This window comes from Herbaspirillum sp. GCM10030257 (genome assembly GCF_042666555.1).
GTDB lineage: Bacteria > Pseudomonadota > Gammaproteobacteria > Burkholderiales > Burkholderiaceae_D > Noviherbaspirillum.
On the sequence record NZ_JBHTDH010000018.1, the window covers coordinates 19,793 to 42,628 of the forward strand.

22 protein-coding genes are annotated in these 22,836 nt (G+C 53.4%); 6 read left to right on the plus strand and 16 right to left on the minus strand.

Annotation, left to right across the window (positions count from 1 at the left end; genetic code table 11):
* Positions 1-28: 28 nt before the first annotated feature.
* Both ACFQUU_RS21570 and ACFQUU_RS21575 read right to left on the minus strand, forming a co-directional pair.
* Complete coding sequence (locus ACFQUU_RS21570) at positions 29-1,552, minus strand: hypothetical protein (protein WP_382250184.1); 1,524 nt, start codon at positions 1,550-1,552, stop codon at positions 29-31.
* Between the two features lie 47 nt (positions 1,553-1,599).
* Positions 1,600-1,830 (minus strand): hypothetical protein, encoded by a 231-nt coding sequence (locus ACFQUU_RS21575; RefSeq protein ID WP_382250185.1) that lies wholly within the window; start codon positions 1,828-1,830, stop codon positions 1,600-1,602.
* Between the two features lie 1,478 nt (positions 1,831-3,308).
* Between ACFQUU_RS21575 and ACFQUU_RS21580 the strand changes: the two genes are divergently transcribed.
* The 3 genes from ACFQUU_RS21580 to ACFQUU_RS21590 all read left to right on the plus strand — a co-directional run bounded on the left by ACFQUU_RS21580 (position 3,309) and on the right by ACFQUU_RS21590 (position 5,348).
* The gene (locus ACFQUU_RS21580; RefSeq protein WP_382250186.1) at positions 3,309-3,539 is read left to right on the plus strand and encodes a hypothetical protein; all 231 of its coding nucleotides are present in this window, start codon (positions 3,309-3,311) and stop codon (positions 3,537-3,539) included.
* A 10-nt stretch (positions 3,540-3,549) separates the two neighbouring features.
* Complete coding sequence (locus ACFQUU_RS21585; protein WP_382250187.1) at positions 3,550-4,194, plus strand: YkgJ family cysteine cluster protein; 645 nt, start codon at positions 3,550-3,552, stop codon at positions 4,192-4,194.
* A 254-nt stretch (positions 4,195-4,448) separates the two neighbouring features.
* Positions 4,449-5,348 (plus strand): hypothetical protein, encoded by a 900-nt coding sequence (locus ACFQUU_RS21590; protein ID WP_382250188.1) that lies wholly within the window; start codon positions 4,449-4,451, stop codon positions 5,346-5,348.
* Positions 5,349-5,712: 364 nt separating this feature from the next.
* Here ACFQUU_RS21590 and ACFQUU_RS21595 read toward each other — a convergent pair whose 3' ends face one another.
* The 7 genes from ACFQUU_RS21595 to ACFQUU_RS21625 form a co-directional block, all read right to left on the minus strand.
* The gene (locus tag ACFQUU_RS21595) at positions 5,713-6,105 is read right to left on the minus strand and encodes a hypothetical protein (RefSeq protein ID WP_382250189.1); all 393 of its coding nucleotides are present in this window, start codon (positions 6,103-6,105) and stop codon (positions 5,713-5,715) included.
* A gap of 634 nt (positions 6,106-6,739) precedes the next feature.
* Entirely contained in the window at positions 6,740-7,486 is a 747-nt protein-coding gene (locus ACFQUU_RS21600) for a DsbA family protein (protein ID WP_382250190.1), read from the minus strand.
* On the minus strand, positions 7,390-7,824 hold the full coding sequence (locus tag ACFQUU_RS21605) for a disulfide bond formation protein B (RefSeq protein WP_382250191.1): 435 nt from the start codon (positions 7,822-7,824) through the stop codon (positions 7,390-7,392). The genes ACFQUU_RS21600 and ACFQUU_RS21605 overlap by 97 nt, the downstream gene beginning before the upstream one ends.
* On the minus strand, positions 7,824-8,417 hold the full coding sequence (locus ACFQUU_RS21610) for an SCO family protein (RefSeq protein WP_382250192.1): 594 nt from the start codon (positions 8,415-8,417) through the stop codon (positions 7,824-7,826). Before ACFQUU_RS21610 ends, ACFQUU_RS21605 begins: the two co-directional genes overlap by 1 nt.
* A 14-nt stretch (positions 8,418-8,431) precedes the next feature.
* A complete protein-coding gene (locus ACFQUU_RS21615; RefSeq protein ID WP_382250193.1) occupies positions 8,432-8,860 on the minus strand; it encodes a copper chaperone PCu(A)C in 429 nt (142 codons plus the stop codon).
* 166 nt (positions 8,861-9,026) lie between these two features.
* Complete coding sequence (locus tag ACFQUU_RS21620; protein WP_382250194.1) at positions 9,027-9,401, minus strand: DUF2946 domain-containing protein; 375 nt, start codon at positions 9,399-9,401, stop codon at positions 9,027-9,029.
* A 172-nt stretch (positions 9,402-9,573) separates the two neighbouring features.
* Positions 9,574-10,629: a DNA-binding protein gene (locus ACFQUU_RS21625; RefSeq protein WP_382250195.1), complete on the minus strand. Its 1,056-nt coding sequence runs from the start codon at positions 10,627-10,629 to the stop codon at positions 9,574-9,576.
* A 196-nt stretch (positions 10,630-10,825) separates the two neighbouring features.
* Here ACFQUU_RS21625 and ACFQUU_RS21630 point away from each other — a divergent pair, with 196 nt between their 5' ends.
* Together ACFQUU_RS21630 and ACFQUU_RS21635 are read left to right on the plus strand one after the other, a co-directional pair.
* Positions 10,826-11,785, plus strand: a complete 960-nt coding sequence (locus ACFQUU_RS21630; RefSeq protein WP_382250196.1) for a site-specific integrase — start codon at positions 10,826-10,828, stop codon at positions 11,783-11,785.
* Positions 11,778-12,314: a hypothetical protein gene (locus ACFQUU_RS21635; protein WP_382250197.1), complete on the plus strand. Its 537-nt coding sequence runs from the start codon at positions 11,778-11,780 to the stop codon at positions 12,312-12,314. Before ACFQUU_RS21630 ends, ACFQUU_RS21635 begins: the two co-directional genes overlap by 8 nt.
* 1,020 nt (positions 12,315-13,334) lie before the next feature.
* On the opposite strand, the gene ACFQUU_RS21640 is transcribed toward ACFQUU_RS21635, so the two are convergent.
* Together ACFQUU_RS21640 and ACFQUU_RS21645 are read right to left on the minus strand one after the other, a co-directional pair.
* Positions 13,335-14,702: an AAA family ATPase gene (locus tag ACFQUU_RS21640; protein ID WP_382250198.1), complete on the minus strand. Its 1,368-nt coding sequence runs from the start codon at positions 14,700-14,702 to the stop codon at positions 13,335-13,337.
* 600 nt (positions 14,703-15,302) lie between these two features.
* The gene (locus ACFQUU_RS21645; RefSeq protein ID WP_382250199.1) at positions 15,303-15,773 is read right to left on the minus strand and encodes a GNAT family N-acetyltransferase; all 471 of its coding nucleotides are present in this window, start codon (positions 15,771-15,773) and stop codon (positions 15,303-15,305) included.
* A 146-nt stretch (positions 15,774-15,919) separates the two neighbouring features.
* Between ACFQUU_RS21645 and ACFQUU_RS21650 the strand changes: the two genes are divergently transcribed.
* A complete protein-coding gene (locus ACFQUU_RS21650; protein WP_382250200.1) occupies positions 15,920-16,924 on the plus strand; it encodes an integron integrase in 1,005 nt (334 codons plus the stop codon).
* On the opposite strand, the gene ACFQUU_RS21655 is transcribed toward ACFQUU_RS21650, so the two are convergent.
* From ACFQUU_RS21655 to ACFQUU_RS21675, 5 genes are all read right to left on the minus strand, one after another.
* Positions 16,887-18,425, minus strand: coding sequence for an IS66 family transposase (locus ACFQUU_RS21655; RefSeq protein WP_382250239.1), 1,539 nt, complete (start codon positions 18,423-18,425; stop codon positions 16,887-16,889). The genes ACFQUU_RS21650 and ACFQUU_RS21655 overlap by 38 nt on opposite strands.
* A gap of 95 nt (positions 18,426-18,520) precedes the next feature.
* Positions 18,521-18,868 (minus strand): IS66 family insertion sequence element accessory protein TnpB, encoded by a 348-nt coding sequence (gene tnpB, locus ACFQUU_RS21660; protein ID WP_382250201.1) that lies wholly within the window; start codon positions 18,866-18,868, stop codon positions 18,521-18,523.
* Positions 18,865-19,257, minus strand: coding sequence for a transposase (locus tag ACFQUU_RS21665; protein ID WP_382250202.1), 393 nt, complete (start codon positions 19,255-19,257; stop codon positions 18,865-18,867). Before ACFQUU_RS21665 ends, tnpB begins: the two co-directional genes overlap by 4 nt.
* 100 nt (positions 19,258-19,357) lie before the next feature.
* Complete coding sequence (locus ACFQUU_RS21670) at positions 19,358-20,332, minus strand: CocE/NonD family hydrolase (protein ID WP_382250203.1); 975 nt, start codon at positions 20,330-20,332, stop codon at positions 19,358-19,360.
* A gap of 481 nt (positions 20,333-20,813) precedes the next feature.
* Entirely contained in the window at positions 20,814-22,466 is a 1,653-nt protein-coding gene (locus ACFQUU_RS21675; RefSeq protein ID WP_382250204.1) for a 3-(methylthio)propionyl-CoA ligase, read from the minus strand.
* Between the last annotated feature and the right edge of the window lie 370 nt (positions 22,467-22,836).

Below are 22,836 nucleotides of genomic sequence, written 5' to 3' on the forward strand. Positions count from 1 at the left end.
CAATGAGGACAGGATGGTGCCATAACCGCTACCCTTCTTTGATGCGAGTACCAAAGTGCCAGCTGATCCACAGGCCCAGCAGAGCACCAAGGATGCTGCCGCAGAAAATGCCGATATCCCAATGTTCCACCAGGGAGACCAACTGCTCTAGCCGCTCGGGCGAGGCATTACGAATTTCGACTGCCCAGACGCGCGTATCGGGGACGGCCCAAGAAGACAAGGCCTCCAATAATTCGTGGGTGAGCAAGAATCCGCCTATGGCCCCGGAGACGCGGGCGAGCCATTGTGTCCGCCGTGTCTTGACCAATTCCGCTACATCCCTAGTGGTGTGCTCGACATATTGCAAACGCTCGTGGATGTGGAAGGTTTCCTGCGAATGCCGGTAGAAGGCGTTGTGAAGACTGATGTGGCTAACCATTGGCAGGTGAAAATAGCGGCGGAACTCTATCGTTTGCTCATAAATTTTCTCCAGATCCTCTGACTCTCCCCGACTGCCTGCCTTGCAACGGTGCGCCGGAATCCATTCCGTCTGATTAAGTAGCCAGAAGTGATTGTGCAGGCTTGCTACTAGCAGGGGGACATAGATGTGAAGGCTTGTGCCCTTAGAAAAATGCTCTACATAATCGGAAGTTAGGTCGGCGTCAAAAATGACGCTGGCTCCGCCCTCCAGCGCGCTGCAGTGGCACAGATAAGGGAAGGGCTGCAAAAGCTCGCCTTGGGCCTCTTGTGAGGGCTGATAGTCCGTTGTTTGACGGTGCCCCAACCGGAGAGCTAAAAGGCGAATGGTCGACTTATCTGTCGGCTGATCCAGCTTCACTACGGAGTACAAAATACGCCGACCTGGATGAAGGATAAGCGGCTTTGCTTCCATCTCAGGTAGCAGTGCCTGAGCAATGGAGCGTAAGAGATTCGGGCTGAGTTCGTGGCGTTCGATTTCGACCCTGTCGTTCTCCGTGTAATTGTCGTGGCTTAGAAAATAGTTGCCTTCCAGTACCGCGCTAGCCTGCAGAGGGCCGTCCGTTTCGTAATGCCACCAGATGTCGAGAATCGCAATACCCGTACGAAAGGCAAACAACCGTGCACCATCAATACAGGTGTCTAGGGATGCAACACCGCATCGTCTGATGGCAGCCTGACGGAAAGGCGTACAAAGTAAGCGGTCTTGAGGCCGGTTGTTTTCGCCTTTCATTCGACGTAGCAATGGAGTTTTTAGAACAAAGGCCCGGCAAAGGCGGGACGCTTCGCCCTTTCTTCCCAGGATTTGCTGCACATGCGGATAGAAGTCGGGCGCGGCGTTATCCTTTGCCATTACTAGTTCCCATGCGGGCTCTTGCAGGGCTTTTGCGTCATCCGGGGACCATCCGAGGCGGTCGGACAGTTGGGCTACACTCAGATCCAGAACTTTTTCCTTGAGCGTCTCAAGCGACGTCTCGGCTCGCGCGTCTTTACCGTTGTCTAAGAAGGTGATGGGGAAGAAGGCATGGATGTGGTGGTCCCTCACCGCCATGCCGGCAAGAACCTGCTGCTGTGGGCTAAGCATTTCCTGCTCCATTTGTCATCCAGAGAAGCAACATGCGGTGCGGCATGCTGCTTGCCTATTTAGGCCTTGGAACCATAATAGGGCACGCCCACCAAACGTTGTACGTTTTCAGTTCGGGTCGCTGAAACCGGCTCGCGACATGTTCCATGAACAATGCCGGCGAACCGTTTGGTTTTCATTGGTTTTTTCGACAGCTGCTGCAAAGCAAGCCCTACAATCCGCATTGGGTGGACTTCGCCGATGAAATCCGGCAATAAGTCTCCAGTATCGTTGTGGTGCTTGCTGGACATGATCAGTCGTCTCCGCCTGACTATTGCCGCTTAAGTGCCGACGAGGTTTCGACGGCTTACATCGGAACTTGACAACATCGTCTTTCGGACGGTTGCTTTGCTCCTCTTGGCACCTAAAGAACAGATGGCCCATGCGCGCCGGAATGCGCTCATGCGGTTGCTTTTGGCGGATGACACGACGGTAGCAGTCCCGGAGGCCCTGCGTGGGGATCCATTCGTATGCCTTTGGGTCGACGATGAAACGCTGACCAGCGACCAGGCAGCAAAGCTCTTAAACGTATCTCGGCCTCACCTCAACAAGCTGCTAGACACGAACGTGATTCCAGGCGGAGAGCGCCTGATGTCCTCATGCTCTCGGTCTGTTTGTGGTTATGCCACAGTCCCAAAGTCGAACGTTGAGCGTCCGCTTTTGAGAAGTGCGACCGGCCCATTTGGGTCGATTTGAACCGGATCACTGAATTCGTACTACGGCTGCTTTAAGGCCTGCAGCAGCCGATCTGTTTAAATACTTGATCGACGGGTGCTGTCGACAATCCCGCTCCGACCGAGCACTGCGGAATGCACAGTCACATGCGGAAATCCCTACGCGCTTCATTCGGCCAACGTGGGCATGTGGTTAAAAAGCGACGCGGATCAAGGGATAGGAACTAAATGTTTGCCAAGTAGAGCATCGGCAGAATGTCAGTGTTTAGTTCGCAATTTGGCAAACATTTAGTTCCGAGCGCTGCGAGCCTAGGTTTACTTCTTGGCAGCCGTCGCTATATTCCCGCAAATACTGTATAAATGTACATATGTTTTGTGTCCATTTAGCAATAGCAACGGATAGTTATCGAAGAGGCAACCTTGTCCATTATATCGGGAAGCGACAGCACAGCAGCACAGAAGCGCGACCGGTTTTTTGCGCTGACAAACTCCTTGCAGGACTCGCTGTGGCGAGCTGATGCACTTGGACGGTCACGAATATCCACGATTTCAACTGGCTACTCCCATCTGGATGCCGAGTTGCCAGGCCACGGGTGGCATCCGTCCGCTCTGACCGAACTCCTGTGGGGACACCAAGGTGGAGGGTAGTTTCGCGTCCTCGCACCCGCTTTGAAAACGTTGTCCGAAGCGGGTAAAACCATTGTCCTGTTGGGTTCTCCGCATGACTTGATTGCGCCGGCGCTGGACCAATTCGGCATCGCCGTCACGAATGTGTTAATCGTCAATACAGACAAGCCTGCCGATCGCTTATGGACAAACCAATAAAAGAAAAACGGCCATGTTGCATTACTACGATTGGAAAGCGATCGACACAGAGAAAGCGCAATGTGCGCTGGAAAGAGGTGGAAAGCTATTTGATTTGCCAACCAGTTTCGGCAATGGTGCGGCAGTTTATAGGACCGGTCTCCAAATCAAGCGCGGGACGTGCTATTTGCTGAGCGATTGGGTCAAAAAGGGACTGGTCCTGCCCACCGCAAACTGAACGAGGAAAAACAATGATTTTGCTCTGCCATACCGAAGCAGGCGTCTTCACGATTTCCCAAAGAGAGGACTATCGCTTTGACCTCGTGTTTGAAGCGGAATGGCTTGGCACTTACGACGATGAACAACAGGCTATTGAGGCATTGTGCGATGGAGAAGTATTTCAGCCAAGTGCAAAGCATATCGACTTCAGCACATTGACGATTCCAAGAAATGTTTTGGAATGGGATTACATACGTAGCTAAGAGGAAAACGATGAGCATCAAGAGTGACTTCCCGCATACCTGGGCGAATATGCAAAAGCTTGAAAGGAAGATTTCAGTCAAGCTTGAGCGAGAACAGGGAGAGCTACCAAAGCGTGTTCGCAAAATCAGTAAAACTAGCCCACTTAAAGCTTTGCAGGCCATTTATGAATATGTGGAGCGTTATTTTGCTGGCGCAAAAAATTTGGCTGCATGTCAGAAAGGATGTGCCAACTGTTGCCATGGTCGCATCTGGATCAAACAAGTAGAAGCCGATTTAATTGCTAACACTTATGGTCTGAAGGTTCCACGGATTCTGGAAATCATGGATGACGGCACCCTCCCAGTAAGAGATTCGAGCCGACCATGTCCTTTTCTTTCAGCGGATCAAGCGTGCACTATTTACGAGGTTAGACCGCTTGTCTGTCGAACGCATTTCAACTTTGAACCCACGAATGTGCTTTGTCAGTACGAGAATGCTGATAAGCCAATGCCACTGTTGGATCGCCACAAAACGATTCCGGGCATACTCGACGCGATGGAGGAAGTTGGCCAGTCACACGGCGGCGGTGGCGGAGATATCCGCAGATACTTTGGCGAATCGCGTATTAACGTAGCGGCAAATGTATTTAGCGCGTCTAAGCCGAGTCAGAGTTAAAGGAAAACAATGGAAAATACGGGCGAATCTGAAATCGACATTTGGAAGGTCAGTGGCCAGTGCTTGTAGAGACGTAACCAAACTGCCTGGCGTGATTGCCTATGAACGTGCAAGAGCGGCAGCTGGAGACTTGGTCTGTATAGGCGCGTTTGACTTGTTCGTAAAGAACTTGGAGTTAGAAGCGTGATGTTTGCTCCTTGCAGAAATTGCATTCCCACCACAGGGTCACTTTTAAACTAAGGAAAAGGTTAAAAATGTCAGCAATTGTTCATGAACTAACAAACATGGCAAGCGACCCAAGTATTGCAACAACCGACCTGCTACGACGCGCATTAGTGGTTGCACGCCGACTAGAAGTGCCGGACTTAATAACTTGGATCAATTCAGAATTGAGTGGATACCGACAAAGCGAGGTTCCCGATTACCGGCGGGTGCAGGGGCAATTGGTTGCAGAGAATCCCTATCGTGGCCCTATCCCCTTCATGCCTCCCGCTGAAATGGCTGAACTACTGTCCGACTTTTCCATCCGCCAATCTGTCCCAGAGCTGGCAAAAGTAGCAGAATCGACAACTGGCATTTATAGCCACTTCCCCCCAGAGGTCGAGCAAATACTGATGAGGATGATGCAAGAGGGATCTGGAGTTGCTATGCGACCCGCGCTCCGGTTCTCGGTCGTTCAGGTCCAAGGTGTAATCGAAATTGTCCGGAGCCGCATCTTGGACTGGGCTCTAGACCTTGAGAGCAGAGGGATCATTGGAGATGGAATGACTTTCACGCAGGAGGAAAAAAATACCGTGCAACAACAGCACTACCATTTCGGCAACGTAAGCGGGTCTCAGATCCAGATCGGATCGCATGAATCCACGCAGTCTCAAACCAATAGCAACACCAACGACGTAGAAGCCCTGCGAGGGTTTATTAGTGCATTCGAAACTGCTCTCTCTCGAAGCAGTGTTACGGGCGAAGCAGTAGAGGAAATGCGCGCGGAACTGGCGACACTGAAAGCGCAAGCCTCTTCGCCAAAGCCCAAATGGGAAATCATTAAAGCGACCGCACGCAGTCTTAAAACAATTGCAGAGGGAGCGATGGGCAACGTTCTTGGCGAGCTAGCTAAGCCACACTTCGGAACTCTCATGTCGCTTGCTTCTTCCTAGCATCGAATACCGGACTGCCTGCAAGGATTGAAGAAGGCTGGTCCACTTACCCCCAGCATCGTTCGAAGAAGCCCCGTCCAAGCCGGGCGGCAGGCCTATTATCACGCGCTGCACGATGCCATCGCACTCGCAGGGCTCGCTGGCGTGGGCCACCGCTAATGAGACAGGGCCTTAAAGTGAACGTTTATGGGGACGCTCAATGAACTACACAAAGGGGGGGCTCCCTATTATCTCGACTAAGCTTGAGCGAGCTGTCCGAAGCTAAGGCCGCTCCGCCACCGTTCGATAGGTGGCTACGCTGCCGGCCCACGCTCGCCCAACAGAGCATGGAATCGAGGTCCACTTCCAAGCGGTCCCTTGGTTGCTAAGCATTCCCCCCTGTAGTGAACTTCAGTTTCTGGCTAAACAAAACCTTTAGCATTTCATCTTCCGTTATATCTAAGGGTGCGCTGACCCTCGCAGGCAAGAAACTGTGAAGTTCAGGGGCAAATTCCCGAAATGCTGGCACTGCCGCCATAGCATTTGCCAGTGCGTCTGAGAACTCCGGATCATCATCGTCTGTATAGGTGGTACGCACAAAGAATCCGCCAACGATCGTCTTAGGATTCGAATTCCGTCGAGCAATACAAACTGCGTAGACGTTAGGGAGTACTCGTAAGAGTTCCAGGTCTGTCGAAAAAGTATCGTGCAGCACTGAGTCAAAGCCGTTGAATACGCACCAGTTTAGTGGAACAGACACGCCTTCTTTTCCTGCCATTTATACTCCTTGAAGAAATTTTTACTCTAACGAGACTGGGTCGATCGCCAGATGCTCACGCATATCGCCCAACAAAGACGAACGACGACAGGACGACAACGCAGTTTAGCGGCGACGTCACTGCACATGATCTTAACGCTGGCAGTTCGGACTTGACCTGACTGGTCGCTTGAGGTGACCAGCTATTCTACCTCATTGCAAGTAGTAGGAAAATTCAGCATTCGTGCCTTGATGCCCTCATAGCCGGCAGGAGAGGGTCGCCCATGCTTCAATGAGGGATCTATACCGGTGCGAGGGTGCATTCTGATGCGGGTCGGAGCGCAGGGTGTGCATCGAAATATGCTGTCCTAGAAAGCATTGGCTGCTCAGCCGAAGTATACATGCACATGATTTCTCCGTTGACTTCTGCCTTTAACCTGTTCAGCCGTTGATACGCGCCGTCAGGGCTAACTTCAATAGCGAAAGTCATAGGGAAGAGCCCGATGTCCGTTTTGAGCCGGCCCAAAGTGAATACAAGCAACATTGCCATCTGGATATTTATGAGGTAGTCAGGCATGGCGATGTACCTTGATGAAACCTGCGGCTAGCAGGGTCAGTGTAGCCGCATGTTGGTGAAGTGCCGGTGTTGGGCGGGTTATTTTGCTGCGGTGGCCAATTCCTGTTCCACCAGTTTCTGCAGTTGCTCAGGACCAAACGACGGCAACGGCTTCCCATTCACGAAAAACTCCGGTGTTCCCCTAACATTCAGCGTTTTGACATCCTGAAGGTCTTGCTCGATCAGGCGCGCGAAATCCGGCGACTGCATATCAACTTTTACGCGAGCCATATCCAGGCCCAAGCCTTCGAGGTGAGGCCAAAGCAAGTCCAGATGCGCTGAATGATCGGGCGCCCATTGCGGCTGTGCGGCGAGCACTGCTTCGAGTGTTTGCCAGTACTTGTTCTGCTTCCTGGCGGCTTCGAGCACCTTGACTACTTCGTTCGCTCCCTTATGGAACGGTGCGTATCGAATCGTCAGCCGGAGTTTCTCGGGATTCGCAGCCATCATCTCTTTTACAAAGGGGTAAAACGCGCGGCAGGACTCGCACGCCGGATCGAAGAACTCGACGATGTGTACCGGCGCGCTCGCGTTGCCCAGGGACGGTGAATGGAACCGCACAAGCGCCTCGCTGTTCTGCGAAGTAGCCTGCGTAGCCTGTTCAGCTTTCTGGGATTTATAAAGGTTGATGCCGAGAGCAAATGCGATCGCAAGGATGGCGGCGGTCGCAATGAAGATAGTCTTTTGTTTCATTTTGAAGCCTTGAAATGAGTAACAGTAAGAAGTGCGGTGATGGCCGCGAACGCTGCAACCGAGAGCATCGGTATGGTCAGGAATCCGAACCATTCGATTTGCTCCTGAGAGCAGGGCACGCCTTGTGTGCAAGGCGTCATCGATTCGGCAATGACGCCTTCAGCAACCAGAAGGTGAAATACTGCAATGCCTAAGCCGATAACGGCCAGCGGAAGTGCGTATCGCACGACTTTTATGTCCAGAGGAAAGAGACCGGCGGTAAGAATGAGTACAAGCGGGAACATGCAGATGCGCTGGTACCAGCACAGCACGCACGGTGTCAGACCCATGACTTCCCCCAGAAAGATCGCCCCAAGGGTGGAAACCGTTGCCAAAGCCCAGCTCAGGAACACCAGGGGCCACAAGGAGGGGTTTGTGTTTGTCGTCGCCATTATGTTTTCAGCAGTGTTTTGAGGTCCTGGACGATGTCTTCGGCCGGCTGCGCATCCCTGAAGAACAATCGCAGGCGGCCCTGCGGGTCGAACGCGTAGGTTTGGCCGGAATGGTCGACCGTGTAGAAGCCGTCTTCATTCGGCTTCTGCAGCACGCGAATGACCTTGAACTCCTTCGCCACAGCATCAACTTGTTGCTCACTTCCGGTTAAGCCAAGGAACGACGGGTGAAAGGCTGGAACGTACTTGCCAAGCACTTCCTGCGTGTCCCGCTTCGGGTCCAGCGTGACCATGAGTACCTGCACTCGTTCGGCGTCCTTGCCGAGCTTTTCCATGGCCGAGGTCAGCTTTACCATCGTCGTCGGGCAGACGTCAGGGCAATTGGTATAGCCGAAGAAGAGGACTACCGCTTTGCCTTTGAAATCGGCAAGAGTCCGCGGCTTGCCGGTATGGTCGGTCAACTGAAGATTCTTGCCCCATTCGCCACCCGTAATGTCTACCGAGGCGAACTTCTGGTCAGGCGTGCTCTTGCTGTCACATCCGAGCAAGACGGTGCCGGCCAGAAGCAACGCTGCTGCATATCGCATTTTCATGGGTGATCTCCGTGTTATTTGCCAAGTGGGCGGACGGGCACTGAAACGACCGAGGTGTTTCTCACCTTCTTGGCGTTTTCGAACGTCAGCTTCACTGTGAGGTTTTCGCCAGCCGCCAACGGCTTCTTTAGGCCGAGCAGCATCAGGTGTAGGCCTCCTGGCGCGAGCTCGACGGTCTGCCCGGCTGAAATGGCCAGCTCACCGTGTTCCCGCATCTTCATGACGCCGTCTTGGTGATGCATGGTGTGAACCTGGACATCCTTGGCAGCATCGGTTTGAATGGCGACCAGACGCACTGCGTCGGAACTGCTGACTTTCATATACACAGCGCCTACGGGTTGGCTAGGCACTGTGGCCCGCGCCCAGGGTTCGTTAATGGAGACGTCTGCGAATACAAGAGGAGCCATCCCTAAAAGAATCGAGGAAAGTACGAAATTTTTCATTGTGAATGCATTGAAGAGTTGTACGCCTTGTGCGCGGCCGTAACAAAAGCGTGCGACAAACCAAGGCTTAAGCGGATAGGCCGGCACTGGTCGCAACCGGATGCTGGTCAGTCCGGTATGACGGTGCTGCAGCCTATTTTCAGGACTGCAGCGACTCAGAGGTAGATCAGGACCGCAGAGGTGGAGCGCGAGATTGCGCCGGCGCCCACATGAACAGTGAGCGGGGACCTTCGTAGAAGAGGGAGGGGGATGATCGCATCGATTCAGCAGCGACAATGCCGGCTGCACCCGTCGGGGGAGGGCCAAAGGAATCGCCTTGGATACGGCAGAACGGACAGTCCTCCGAGTGCTGATCGTGCTTGGCCGGAGAAAACGGCTTGGCATTCTCGCTAGCGATCTGCTTGACCTGCTTAGCGCCCGTCAACGTGCAGATTTCAATCCACTCCGTGGCAGACACTCTTTTCGCTGCGAGGGCATGAGAAACCGACGGCGCGAGCGCAACCAGCAGGATGGCAAAGCATGCCACCCACGCTGTCAACATTCTTGCTGTCCGATTCATTCTCATCCAGCTATTTTAGCTGAGTACCTCTTTTACCAAGTTAAAGGGAATCTGCGGCCGCTTACGTTGGATTTGCTAGCGTTATTCTGGAGCATAGGCAACGGAGCGGGGAATGGCCTGTCTAGGCCAATTTCCCATAAATCTTTGGCAAGGATTAGCTGGATGGACCTTGCATATCTGACATGTGACCTGTGGCTTGTGTGGCTTTTATTACATACTGGCGTAACTCATCTGCAATAACCCGTTGGGTGTCGAGCTTGGCTTGTGTAGTGACTAGTTCGAGTTCCAGCGCCCGGTGACGGGTCTCCAGCGCGTCCGATTGGGCGGCCACTGCAGTCATGCGCTCTGTCATGGCTTTGATTTGCCGATCCCTGTCCTGTAACTGCGCGGCCAGCATGGCGGCACGCTGTTCGACCCCTTGTAAGGTTTCGACCTTCTGTTCTAATTGCCTTAGCTGTGTCTGTGCATCGTACAGCCCCTTCTGCGCGTGGCTGAGGTCCGATACCAGCCGGACACCGTCCTGATTCAGGCGTGTCACTTCCTCTTGTTTGACGACAACCGCTTGCTGAGCCAGCCGCAGTTCCGCCTGCAGCTGATGAACTTGATGCTCGTGCCGTCGCTGCTCCTGCTCTCGCTGTTCCTTCGTCGATTGCCGGTAATGTTCGAGCGCCTCGCGCGCATGGCGGTGCTTGTCTTCGAGAGACTGCAAATGCAGATCGTTTTCCGCAAGCCGCTCCTTCAAGTCCGCAGCATGCTGTTCGGCGGTGTGGCGGAGGACAGTTTCCCGCTGCAGGGCCTCACGGGTCTGGGCATGCACGGACTGTTCGCCGGCCAGGGCTTGTTCCAGGCGCTGCGCTCGTGTTTGCCACTGGTCGGCTTCCTGCCGTGCTGCGGCCAAGCTTTCGGCGTAGCGGCGTTCCATTGCCTCTTGTTCGGCGCGCACTGTATTGATCTGTACGTTGGCTTCTTCTTGCAGCTGACCGGCCAGACGTCCCACCAGATCCTGCAATGCTTCGCTGATGGTTGCGCCAATTTCCTTGGGGCCAACGTCTTCTTCCTCAAGTTCCTTCAAGTACTTGTGAATGGTGGTTTTGGAGCCGGTATTGCCGAGCGCAATACGCACGGCGTCGACCGAAGGGCGAACGCGCTGGGCAAGCAAGACATCGCGTGCGCGCTTGACGTCGGTTTTATAAATGCCGGATCTAGCCATCTGGAAATGTTCCGTGAATATCGTACCGTGTTACGTATTATTGATTACGTGGTATTTTAACGCAGAAATTGACGCGAAAATGATCTCATATTGATTTAGAATAATAGGGAGTTATCCATTATGATGATGCCAAAAACCCGTTTTGTCGCATCTTCCAGAAGTAATACCCGGTTCGACCGCGACAGCGCTTAACGTAATGACCAAGCTTGACCAGTATCTTGAAGCGGCTACCCGGGACAACACCCGCCAAAGCTACCAGTCCGCGATCCGCCATTTCGAGATCGAGTGGGGCGGTTTTTTGCCGGCTACCGCAGACAGCGTCGCGCGGTATCTGGCGGACCATGCCGAAACGCTGTCGATTAATACGTTACGTCACCGACTGGCAGCGATCGCCCAGTGGCATATTGGGCAGGGATTTCCAGACCCGACCAAGGCGCCCATCGTGCGCAAAGCCTTGCGTGGCATTCAAGCCTTGCACCCGGCTCAGGAAAAGCGCGCCAAACCTCTACAGTTGGACCAGTTAAATCAGGTTAGTCAGTGGCTCGATGCCGCCATTGCGAAATCGCAGGAGGAAGGCAACCGTCGCCTGGAACTGCGTCACCGGCGGGACAAGGCGCTCCTGCTGCTCGGTTTCTGGCGTGGATTCCGGGGCGACGAATTGACTCGGCTGCGTATCGAGCATGTACAGGCAGTGGCAGGGGAAGGCATGACTTGCTACTTCCCGCAGACCAAGGGCGACCGCACCTACCAAGGGACCACCTTCAAGGCGCCAGCATTGTCTAGTCTGTGCCCGGTTGACGCTTATCTGGATTGGGTTAGCGCGTCACAGCTAAGCGAAGGACCGGTATTTCGGGCCATTGATCGCTGGGGACATGTAAGCAAGGAACCGCTATGTATCGATAGCCTGATTCCAGTGCTAAGAAGCATGCTGACCAATGCTGGGATCGCCTCGGCTGAAATGTACAGCGGACATTCGCTGCGCCGCGGCTTCGCCACTTGGGCATCGTCCAACGGCTGGGACATGAAAACCTTGATGGAATACGTAGGCTGGCGTGACGTGCAGTCGGCAATGCGTTATGTCGATGCTGCCGACCCCTTTGCCAATTACCGACTCCAGTCCCAACTGGCCAAGGACGACAAAACCCAGAATGAATAGCGCAGCACGCCAAAAGATAGGCAGCTTTCTCATTGGCGACGGGGATCGTCAGTTTTCCGTCTCGAGCTGGTTTGCGGTCTGTTTCCAACGCAAGGCGTACAAAGAAGTTTGGTACCATTCCGCCATGCGTGGCCCCGTCAATCGCTTCCTGGCTTATCTATTACTACTGCTGTTGCCTGTACAAGCTCAGGCAGCCGTAGCCGTTTTAGCTTGCTATGTGAATATGACGCAGGCGGTCATGGTCGTGCACGCCATGGAAGACTGCCAAGACGCCTCCATGATGCAGCAGACCATGTCAGACGCCGGCGTCCCCATTATCAAGCCACATCCGGAATCGCCCCTTGTATCTTACACCTCTCCCTGTGGCATGAGCAGCAGCTGCCTGGCACTCGCATCGATTGCGGTTCTTCCCGATATCCGCATAGTGCTGATCGACCCAGCGATGCAATCATCGGATTTTACCGATGAGTTCTATCTTTCCTATATCCCAGAGGGCCTAGAGCGTCCTCCTCGGCCCATCCGCGCGTAACCCCAGGACTGATTGCGGCGGGAGTTAGTCCGCCGCAATACCAATGGTTTCGTAAGCGTGGCACCTGGCCGTAACGCTTACGAGGACCTTTTACGTTGCAATACCAAGTCATGGACTCACAGATACTAGGAATCCTAGTATGAAACCATTTTCTCTTTCTCCAGTTGTCCCGTCATTGTTTGCCACTTTCGTGCTGTCCGGATGTGCAGGAGCATTGGCAAACTCCGGTACTCGTCCGGCACCCATGGCCGCCGGCATGGCCAACCATCATACGATGATGGCCGACGGGGGTTGCAGCTGCTGTGGAATGCATAAAGGTGGTATGTCGAATGACATGAAGCCGGGACAATCCTCGCCGCAGCACGGCGCGATGTGCATGCCCACAAAGAATGCCGCGGACAAGTCTGGATGTGGCTGCTGTGATATGGGCAAGATGGATTCAGGCGGGTGCGGCTGCTGTGGGATAGGCAAGAAATAATGCCATCCATGCAGATCCCCATAAACGGGTAACGTAATATTGGAGACGCCCGATAAACGTGCCAGGCGTCTCCATAGAATCTGCTCAGCCACCCGCCGCCAACCGACCGGCATCGATGTCCTATCAAAGGGCCGTTGCTGGCGACACCTTGCCTACGAATCGATTGGACGAGTGATAATAACGTCGTACAACGCCGCGTTATGGCAAGACAATCCTATAAAACATCACTGTCCTGCTGTAATGTCTTTTCTTTACTATTACCCTAAATCAAGTCAACGTACCGAATATTTGGCAGATTTGCTTCTTTAGCTACGGGAATTGACACTTTTCCTTCATAAAACAAGGCAGTTTTGCTTCACCGTACGGCAATCACATCATTAGATTTTTTGGGTGCCTAAAAAAGAGTAGGGCACGGATCGCACATCGCCGTTCAGCGAGGTGCAGCAGTTTCGGACCGAATTGCAACAATGACAGCAGTTGCTGTCGGCCGAGTAGGAAGAGGTAATAAGACTGAACTAGGAAGGCGCACGACTTCTTTCAAATTAGTCGCTTTCCTCAGATTTTCTAATTTCGTTCGAAGCTCTCACACCTGGAGGAAGACTCGGGCCCCGAAATCCTGTCTTCGCATTTCCAGGAATATGCATTTTTTGTTTCGGTGCTTCACGTTCTCCGGACAATTCAATGCCATTTGCTTCTGCTTGCATCCGTACGTACCCTCGAAGCATTTTCTCTTTGTAGGTGTACCATCCAGTGCGATTCGGAAGTGGGGTAAGGATTTCGCCAAACGCTTGGCCTTTCAACCTTCGGATGATATCCGAATATTTTTTTCGGTCCAGTTCAGGGCGTCCAAGACGCTTTCGTAATACCGCTTTGTACGCTTGATATAAGTCGTCTAGCGAGCGGAATAACTCTTCTCCATCCGCAGTGGACCAAACAATGTCTTCAAACTCCTCAGGCCTATGGCTTACTGCCATTTCGTATGGTCTTTTCAGCTCGGCATTAATACTTTCAATTGCAACCCGCAAACCGAGATGGAAGTGTTCCCATCCAAGGATTGCAATCTCGTCCTGATCCGAGAATGCCTCCCAAAGCATCTTCTCCATTAGGAGATGAATGTAATAAGGGAAACCATCGCTTACTGCCGCAATTCGCCAATTGACGTTATTGTCAACTGAAAGTCCAAACCGAGAAGCTGCTCGATCAACAATGGCACGTCGGGAATTCCAATCGAGGCGATTCAAGTGAACCGTGTCAAGTTGGCGGAATGCTGAATGGTGGGCTCCAAGTAACTCGTCAAGCGTGGTTCCAATTCCAGTAAAAATAAACTTTAAATTAATTTCTTGATCCCCAAGTTGCTTCAGAAGGGCAGCAAATTTTGCACGCTCGGCAGGATCAACAATCGTGTCAAATTCGTCTAAAACGACAATGGGGAGCTTGGAATGCTGATCTTGGATTTCTTTTAATAATTCGGCTGCATCCCCGACAGAACGAATCTGGCTGCTTATATCAAGGCTAGTAATTTCACTTCCTTTATTTGCCTTGACCTTCCATTCAAAGCCGATGGAGTTTGTTCGTTTGACTGATTCTGTTTTGGATCGACCGAGTGCCTGCTGAACGATATTGGTAATTATCGTCACGAAAGTATCAGTCATAGATCCTGAAACAAAGATAGGCGCGGCTTCAGGGCTTTGATATTGATACGCCGCCGTTGCCGCCAAAGAGCTCTTTCCTACGCCTCGATCGCCATAAATGAAAATATGCCGGCCCGGGGCGTAAAGCGACCGGCTGATGTTTTCAATTTCGCGCTCACGTCCCTCGAGAAGTTCAATGCTGCGTACAGGATGGGAAGGAGAGACGACTTCGTTCAAGCGGACGCCGAACTGATCTTTTGTGAAATTTTGAATCATCATTTCTCCGTTAAATTACCTTAGCACGGTAAGAGGGCGGTCGACCGAGCGCTATCATGGTCGTTCTGCTTGCTTGGCATCGAACCAGCGTTTCTGCCATCGGGTTTGCCGCAAGACCTTCCAATATGTCGACTAGCTAAGTGTACTGTTTTTTCGCGTGCAGTGATCCCGCCAATTCCATTTGCGATTGGTTTCGCGGTTGATAGCGCGGGAGCCGAGTACTCTTGTCTCGAATGCAGTTACATTTGAATGGTGTTTAGCCTAAGCCAGGCAGCGATCGGCGGGAGTAGGTTGGTACGCATTTTGACTGCTTTGCGCTCAGTGCGGATACACAAACATACCTATTATTCATGAGAAGCACTTTGTACGTGTCTGAGAATTACTTTTCATGTCTGTTTTAGAATCAAAGACTTACGATTCATCAGTGATAACAGTCCCAGCAAACCTTGTGTTTCCACCTCTTGTTCAAGCCATTTTCAGATGTCTCACTTGAGGCTATGTTCAAATGTCCTGTTTTATTCCCTGGGTTAGCCATATGTCTAACGTTAAACATGCGCGGCAGCTAGAGGCCGCAGGCCGGAAGCTGTCCGCTCGATGGAAGGGTTAGAGCATTTTGCTGAAAATACCAAGATTCTCGCCCTCGTGAATGACGGTCTCCCTAAGCTGCCACCCACAACGTTGCAGCAGACTCTGCGCGGTACTTGTGCCACACCATATGCGGCCGAAGCCGAGTTTGCAAGCCTGCTCTTCGAGCGCACCCAGGAGCAATGAACCGATTCCATGCCCCCGCAGTGAGGGATGAACGAATCCCGCGGCCGCCCACGGCGACACGTCTGCATAGCTTGAGATGGACTGTGCTTTGAGCGCAGCAATGCCGCAAACGCTGCCGGACCGCAAAGCAACAACTCCAACCGGAAGGCCGCCTTGGTTAGCGTAGGCACGTACATCGCGAAGTGCTGAGCCAGGACCGCCCGGGCCATAGTACGCAGGCCATTCGGCCTCAAACCAGCCGGCTATGGTTTCAACGGCCGAGGGATGATCGACCAAGGGTTCGACGGTGATCTCTTTGATCATGCTCTGCGCTCTAACTGGTACTTAGAAGGCGTGTTCTGCCGGTAAGCACGGACATAGGCTGATAAGCACTTTGGCTTGATGCGCCGCAAACCGCGCCAGGACTAGCCTCGGCAGTATACTGTATATTCATACAGTGATAATTTCCCGTGAAACAATGCGCATCCGAAACCATACCCGACCGTCCTCCCAAATTGCTTGATCAAATGCGCATTCGTATCCGCGAGAAACATTACAGCTTGCGGACCGAGCGCGCCTACGTCTATTGGGCTCGATGGTACATTCGATTCCATGGACTTCGCCATCCCAAGGAGATGGGAGGACCTGAAATTCAGGCTTTTATGTCGTTCCTCGTCAACGAACGTCATATTTCCGGGTCCACTCATACACAAGCCCTGTGTGCCTTGTTGTTTCTCTATAAATCGGTGCTGGAGATTGATCTGCCCTGGATCGAAGGTATCCATCGCCCGAAGCGCCCACCGAAACGACCAGTTGTTCTGACGCCTCAAGAAGTCAATCTTGTATTTGAGCAGATGACAGGCGTACATAAGTTATTTGCACAAATGCTATATGGCACTGGGATGCGGTTATCCGAGTGTGCGGGTCTGCGCATCAAGGATGTGGATTTCCAGCGCCGGGAGATCACCATTCGAGAGGGCAAAGGTGGCAAGGACCGCGTGACGATGCTGCCGTTGTCACTGGTTTCCCCTTTGCGCGAGCACATCGAGCAGTCCCGATTGTTATGGAATGAGGATCGCACTGCCCTTCGGCCGGGTGTCATGCTGCCTCATGCATTGGAGCGCAAGTATCCGAAAGCAGGGGAGCAACTGGGTTGGTTCTGGGTCTTCCCGTCTGATCATGAGTCCACCGATCCCCGTTCCGGTATCGTGCGCCGGCATCATATCTATCAACAAACGGTTCAGCGTGCCATCAAGCGCGCAGTCGCAGCCGCCAAACTAACCAAGCCAGCAACGACGCATTCATTTAGGCACTCGTTTGCCACGCAGTTGCTGGAGTCAGGTTATGACATCCGGACTGTACAAGAGCTGCTCGGACACGCGGATGTCTCAACCACAATGATTTACCTGCACGTACTAAACAAGGGCGGCCGAGGGGTCACATCACCGATGGACCAGGCGAGTCTTCAGGCTTAGCAAAATGCCACGGTAGAAATTCGTCGACGCGGTTGATGGGGTGGTCGGCGATGTGCGTCAGGACATGGCGCAGCCAGGCTTCTGGATCGACTCCATTAAGCTTTGCCGTCCCGATAAGTGAATAGATTGCCGCTGCACGTTCGCCGCCCGAATCAGCACCGGCAAAGAGATAGTTGCGACGCCCAATCGCGACACCGCGCAATGCACGTTCGGCGGCAGAATTATCGATCTCAATTCGCCCATCAGCGCAATATCGTGTCAGCGCCGGCCACAGGTTCAATGAATACAGAATGGCCAGCGCCATATCCGACTTGCGCGACAGTGTGGCAAAGGTCGTGCACAGCAGAACGTGCAGTCCGTCGAGCAGCGGCCTTGCCTCAAGTTGGCGAATCCGTTTGCGCTCATCAGGGGGGCTGCCGCGGATATGGGCTTCGATCGCATACAGTTCCGCTATGCGACGCAACGCTTCTGTAGTGAAACCAGACGGTCGGGCGACATGTAAATCATGCAGCTTTCGACGGGCGTGGGCCCAACACGCCGCTTCGACGATGTTGCCGGTGTCATAGAGCCGCGAGAAGCCGGCATAGGCGTCGGCTTGCAGCACACCTCGGTAATTGGCCAGGTGCGATTGTGGATGCATTCCCTTGCGGTCAGGGGTATAGGCAAACCAGACAGCAGGAGCAATGGAGGAGCCGCTCGGTCGGTCGTCACGGACATAGGTCCACAAGCGCCCCGTCTTTGTCTTGCCGCATCCGGGTGCCAGCACCGGTACCGGCGTATCGTCGGCATGCAACTTGTCAGCGGCCAACACATGGTGGCGTATGGCGTCGACGAGCGGACGAAGCAGGGCGCTGGACGCACCAACCCAGTCGGCCAAGGTAGCACGATCAAGCTCAACGCCCTGGCGGGCATAGATCACTGATTGGCGGTAGAGCGGCAAATGGTCCGCAAATTTGCTAACGAGGACGTGGGCAAGGAGACCTGGACCAGCTAGTCCACGCGCAATGGGACGGCCGGGCGCCGGTTCCTGCACGATCTGATCGCAGCAGCGGCAAGTGTATTTCGGCCGGATATGCCGAATCACCTTGAAACTGGCTGGAACGTACTCAAGCTGCTCCGAGACGTCCTCGCCGAGGTAGCGCATACCGGCTCCGCAGGCTGGGCAAGCGGATATGTCGGGCTGGTAAGTGCATTCCTCGCGAGGCACGTGCGCGGGTATTGGCTTACGCGACGGCTTACCGGTGTTGCGGCCCGGTGCCTTGGTGTCGACTAATGAATGGTCGCCGGCGTCGGCCTGTAGATCTTCCAATTTCAGTTCGAGCTGGTCGATCTGATACGCTACCTTCTCTGACTTGGGACCGAAATGCATCCGTCGTAGCTTGGCAATGAGCAGTTTCAGTGTCTCAATCTCGGTATCCCGATCGGCGATCTGGCTCCGTAGAGTCCCTGCGATAGCGGTTTGTGCGGCCAATTCATCGTCTCGCTGTGCCAGTTCCTCCATGGTGGCAGACAGCATCGCCTTCAATACAACGGGATCATCCGGCAGGCGAGGTTGATAAATTGTCATGACTATAGTTTACAGATAATCAGCCACGTTTACAACGCCATTTGTGGTTGCCAGGTACGGGCAGGCTGCCGCCAGTCGATCCCTTCTAGCAGCATCGACAGCTGGGCCTGCGTCAGTGACACCGTTCCGTTGGGCGCCTGCGGCCAGATGAAACGCCCCCGTTCTAGCCGCTTGGCCAGGAGGCATAAACCATCACCGGTCCACCACAAGACTTTCAGAATGTCGCCACGGCGACCGCGGAAGACGAAGACGTGACCGCTGAAAGGCTGAAGTTCAAGGGTTTGCTGTACCTTGGCCGCAAGGCCATTAAAGCCGCATCGCATGTCGGTCACTCCTGCGGCAAGCCAGATGCGTGTGCCCGCCGGCAGAGCCATCATCGTGTCAACATCCCTAGTACCGTACGCAGTAGCTCGGGATCCGGCGTTCCCTTGATGGTCATCCGCACCTTTGCAAACTTCAGGCAAAGCACACCGACCTGTCGAGGCTCAGGCTGAACTGGCGGAGTAACGGAAGTTGCATTGGCCGGCGATGGAGCAATCTCAACAGCAAGCATTCCGGTATTGGATACCGTCACAGAGGTGTTGACTCGGGCTTCTTTGAAAAGCTTTCGCCATCCGAAGAGTTGGTTGGCGTTGATGCCGTTGTCGCGGGCAATGCGAGCCACCGAGGCTCCAGGCAGGAACGATTGCTCAACCAACGAGCGTTTGAACTCGTCGGAATGGCGACGATGCGTACGCATTGAGTCGGATTTGACTGGTCGGATCATTGTGTCCACGATGGCATTTGTGGGCACAAACCGGATGGGTGCCCCGCTGCTCATCATCGACCGATTGGATTACCTCGTCTAGACGGCCAAGACCTGACGCTTACAAAAGAATGTCCGTGGACGCTTGGGTGACAAATGCCGGGATTCCCGGTGCCTGCATGTCGGGACTATTGCCGTCACAATACGAAACCGGACTATGCAAATACATCCTGCGACTGAAGTCACTGCTGACTTGGTTCTTTGTGCTCGCATCCACAACCGCTTGATAATAAAAGGGTGCTACACGACCACCTTTAAGACCAAGGCCGGTAAGCAAGGTCAAATACTCACTTTTGGGATGATTGAACAGGCTATATCGAAGATCGTGCCAGGTAGCTGCCGGCACGATGGCATCTATCCGACGATCTACTCCCGATCCGATTGTCTGGAAGCCACCTCCATACGAGGCACCCACCGCGCCAATGACCGGATCGGACAAGCCAGCGCTATTTTTCCGGTAAGCCAAGCGTGGCAGGTGGGATTGCGCCCAGTCGATGATCGCTTTGATGTCCTGTCCTTCCAATTGGGGATCCATCAAATTGGCCAGTCCCCCAGACTCTCCGAAACCTCGCTGGTCGAAACTAATCACATACCAGCCGCGTGTCGGCCCTTTGCCACCTTGCATGCCGCTGTCAAGAGCAAGTTTTGCCCCCTGCAATGTGACGTCAGGAGCCGCCTCGTAAGTCGTGCTGTCAAGATTTTTGGCACGCTTATCACCCCATCCATGGCCATGGAGTAATAGCGGCGCGGAATTTCCTACTGCAATGTTTGGTGCATACACAGTGAACGAGATGACAGTTCCGTCTAAAGACACCGTCGTCGAATCGTAGCGATTAGCGGTTTGAGGAGGCGATAGATCATTGATCAAAGCTAAGGTGCTTTGATCAAGATCCGTATCTATAGGAAGTGAAACCATGCTGATCGGCGCAATTTTGGTTGCCTCCGGCCCGCTGGCTGCTTCTAAGCCGCCATTGCACGCGGCAATGGCACATGAGAGAAATGCGACTACGGCAAACTTTCCAATGCAATCTTTCATGGGTCTCGCTCCAAAATTCTCGATTTTCGAACTTGTAGCATTACGTCATCGCTCGCCAGGTTATTGAATCTATTTGCTCCTTTGTGCATTGATTGATATTTATCCAATATCTCGATGTGTTGAAACATATGAATGCCGGCTGTTAGAAGACGCCCGGCCGACATTCCGGCCATGCAGATGCCATTTCGTCCGGACGAGGTACTGGTATGAACACTTAAAAATAGACAGTCTGATGACTACCCATTTAAAGTCGCTCCGTAAGCTCGAAGAGATCGAAACGGACCTTCCGCTATTCCTAATACTCCGGCATTACCTTCGACGATTGGAATGCACAGGCCTAGCGCCTACATCAGGAGATGATCGGCAATGCAACGTGCCACCATGATCTTGGTGGCATCCGACCTTGCAAGACATTGGTATATCGCGATCTTATGCTCGGACATCAACGCCATCTGCGCCCCTGCCGGCGGCACAGCACCATTTAACCGGTTTGTAGCTTGTACTCCTTGAACTGTTCACGAATCCGGTTTTTCAGTACCTTGCCGGTGGCACCGATTGGCAATGCATCAACGAATGTCACATCGTCGGGCGTCCACCATTTTGCAATCTTGCCGTCATAGAACTTGATCAGTTCTTCCTTGGTGACGTCGGCTCCTGGCTTCTTCACCACGACGAGCAGCGGCCGCTCGTCCCATTTCGGATGGAAAACACCGATACATGCAGCCTGCTGCACGGCGGGATGCGCCATCGCGATATTTTCAAGATCGATTGTACCGATCCATTCGCCGCCGGACTTAATCACGTCCTTGCTGCGATCGGTAATCTGCATATAACCATCGGGATCAATGGTGGCCACGTCGCCCGTCGGGAACCAACCGTCCTGCAAGACGTCACCGCCCTCGTTCTTAAAATAACTGCTGATGATCCAGGGTCCTTTAACCAGCAGATTACCGTAGGTCTTGCCATCCCATGGCAACTCGTTGCCGTCGTCGCCAACGATCTTCATGTCCACGCCATAAATCGCATGGCCCTGCTTTTCAAGAACAGCCTGCTTCTGCTCTTCCGGCAAATTCATGTGATGGCTTTGCAGCGTACCAGCCGTACCAAGCGGCGACATCTCCGTCATACCCCATGCGTGCACCACCTCCACACCGTATTGGTGACGGAAGGTTTTCATCATCGCGGGCGGGCATGCAGAGCCGCCGATCACTGTGCGCTTGAAAGTGGAAAACTTCAGGTTATTTTGCCCGACATAGGTAAGGAGGCCAAGCCAGACCGTGGGGACGCCCGCTGAGAAAGTAACTTTCTCCTGCTCGAACAATTCATAAACCGATTTGCCGTCGAGTGCCGGTCCTGGGAACACCAGTTTGGCACCGGTAAGCGGTACGGAGTATGGCAGGCCCCAGGCGTTCACATGGAACATTGGAACCACTGGCAAAACCGCATCCCGTGCCGACACGTTGAGCGCGTCTGGCATTGCCGAGGCATAGGAGTGCAATACCGTGGAACGATGCGAATACAGTGCGCCCTTGGGATTGCCGGTGGTACCCGAGGTATAGCAAAGGCTGGATGCTGAGTTTTCGTCAAACTGCGGCCATTCGTACTGATCCGAGCTATTTGCAATCAGTTCTTCGTAGCACATCAGGTTAGGAATCTTGGTTTCCGCCGGCATGCGGTCCTTGTCGCCCATCAGGACAAAACCTTTGACTGTCTTGCAGTGGGCAGCGAACGCTTCGACTAGCGGCAGGAAGGTTATATCGAAGAACAGGTACTGGTCTTCGGCATGGTTCGCGATATAGGCGATCTGCTCGGGATGGAGCCGCGGATTGATGGTATGCATGACCGCATCGGAACCGGAGATCGCATAGTACAGCTCCAGGTGACGGTAGCCGTTCCAGGCCAGCGTGGCAACCCGGTCACCCATTTTTACGCCGAGCCCAGCCAAGGCGTTAGCCATCTGGCGGGCACGGCGGTGGCAGTCACGATAGGTGTAGCGATGGATATCGCCTTCCACCCGACGCGAAACGATTTCATTACTGCCGTAGTAACGGTCTGCATGCTTAATGATGCTGGAGATGAGCAAGGGCTGGCTCATCATCTGGCCCATTAATGGGCTCTTTGGATATTGCGACATATATTGTTTCCTAGCGAAAGAGTTGTATTGTTAAACGTGTCTGCAGACATCCGCCTAATTACTTAACACCAGCGCCGATGTGTTACTCGTCTACCATGATCAATGATCATATACGCCCAATTTTGCCGTGCAGTAAGTACCACACCGCCTGCAAGGATATCTATGTAGAGGGCGCATGCTTTCTGCCGCCTTTGTTGTAAGTGCTATACCCACTGACAGTCGAAATTATCGCCGTGTAGTAATGAAAGGTATTTGCCAGTGTAAGTCAGGCGGTCTGGTTCCTGCCCTTAATGGGATCTGTCGCAACAGGCAAGAGGAACTTAGGCAAGAAGGCGCCCATAAAGACACATCTATAGATCGAGGTTCACAC

Excerpts from the sequence above, each read along its gene's own strand:
- ACFQUU_RS21570 (WP_382250184.1), bottom strand. The coding sequence starts at position 1,552 with ATGGAGCAGGAAATGCTTAGCCCACAGCAGCAGGTTCTTGCCGGCATG.
- ACFQUU_RS21575 (WP_382250185.1), bottom strand. The coding sequence starts at position 1,830 with ATGTCCAGCAAGCACCACAACGATACTGGAGACTTATTGCCGGATTTC.
- ACFQUU_RS21580 (WP_382250186.1), top strand. The coding sequence starts at position 3,309 with ATGATTTTGCTCTGCCATACCGAAGCAGGCGTCTTCACGATTTCCCAA.
- ACFQUU_RS21585 (WP_382250187.1), top strand. The coding sequence starts at position 3,550 with ATGAGCATCAAGAGTGACTTCCCGCATACCTGGGCGAATATGCAAAAG.
- ACFQUU_RS21590 (WP_382250188.1), top strand. The coding sequence starts at position 4,449 with ATGTCAGCAATTGTTCATGAACTAACAAACATGGCAAGCGACCCAAGT.
- ACFQUU_RS21595 (WP_382250189.1), bottom strand. The coding sequence starts at position 6,105 with ATGGCAGGAAAAGAAGGCGTGTCTGTTCCACTAAACTGGTGCGTATTC.
- ACFQUU_RS21600 (WP_382250190.1), bottom strand. The coding sequence starts at position 7,486 with ATGGTTCGGATTCCTGACCATACCGATGCTCTCGGTTGCAGCGTTCGC.
- ACFQUU_RS21605 (WP_382250191.1), bottom strand. The coding sequence starts at position 7,824 with ATGGCGACGACAAACACAAACCCCTCCTTGTGGCCCCTGGTGTTCCTG.
- ACFQUU_RS21610 (WP_382250192.1), bottom strand. The coding sequence starts at position 8,417 with ATGAAAATGCGATATGCAGCAGCGTTGCTTCTGGCCGGCACCGTCTTG.
- ACFQUU_RS21615 (WP_382250193.1), bottom strand. The coding sequence starts at position 8,860 with ATGAAAAATTTCGTACTTTCCTCGATTCTTTTAGGGATGGCTCCTCTT.
- ACFQUU_RS21620 (WP_382250194.1), bottom strand. The coding sequence starts at position 9,401 with ATGTTGACAGCGTGGGTGGCATGCTTTGCCATCCTGCTGGTTGCGCTC.
- ACFQUU_RS21625 (WP_382250195.1), bottom strand. The coding sequence starts at position 10,629 with ATGGCTAGATCCGGCATTTATAAAACCGACGTCAAGCGCGCACGCGAT.
- ACFQUU_RS21630 (WP_382250196.1), top strand. The coding sequence starts at position 10,826 with ATGACCAAGCTTGACCAGTATCTTGAAGCGGCTACCCGGGACAACACC.
- ACFQUU_RS21635 (WP_382250197.1), top strand. The coding sequence starts at position 11,778 with ATGAATAGCGCAGCACGCCAAAAGATAGGCAGCTTTCTCATTGGCGAC.
- ACFQUU_RS21640 (WP_382250198.1), bottom strand. The coding sequence starts at position 14,702 with ATGATGATTCAAAATTTCACAAAAGATCAGTTCGGCGTCCGCTTGAAC.
- ACFQUU_RS21645 (WP_382250199.1), bottom strand. The coding sequence starts at position 15,773 with ATGATCAAAGAGATCACCGTCGAACCCTTGGTCGATCATCCCTCGGCC.
- ACFQUU_RS21655 (WP_382250239.1), bottom strand. The coding sequence starts at position 18,425 with ATGGAGGAACTGGCACAGCGAGACGATGAATTGGCCGCACAAACCGCT.
- tnpB (WP_382250201.1), bottom strand. The coding sequence starts at position 18,868 with ATGATGGCTCTGCCGGCGGGCACACGCATCTGGCTTGCCGCAGGAGTG.
- ACFQUU_RS21665 (WP_382250202.1), bottom strand. The coding sequence starts at position 19,257 with ATGATCCGACCAGTCAAATCCGACTCAATGCGTACGCATCGTCGCCAT.
- ACFQUU_RS21670 (WP_382250203.1), bottom strand. The coding sequence starts at position 20,332 with ATGAAAGATTGCATTGGAAAGTTTGCCGTAGTCGCATTTCTCTCATGT.
- ACFQUU_RS21675 (WP_382250204.1), bottom strand. The coding sequence starts at position 22,466 with ATGTCGCAATATCCAAAGAGCCCATTAATGGGCCAGATGATGAGCCAG.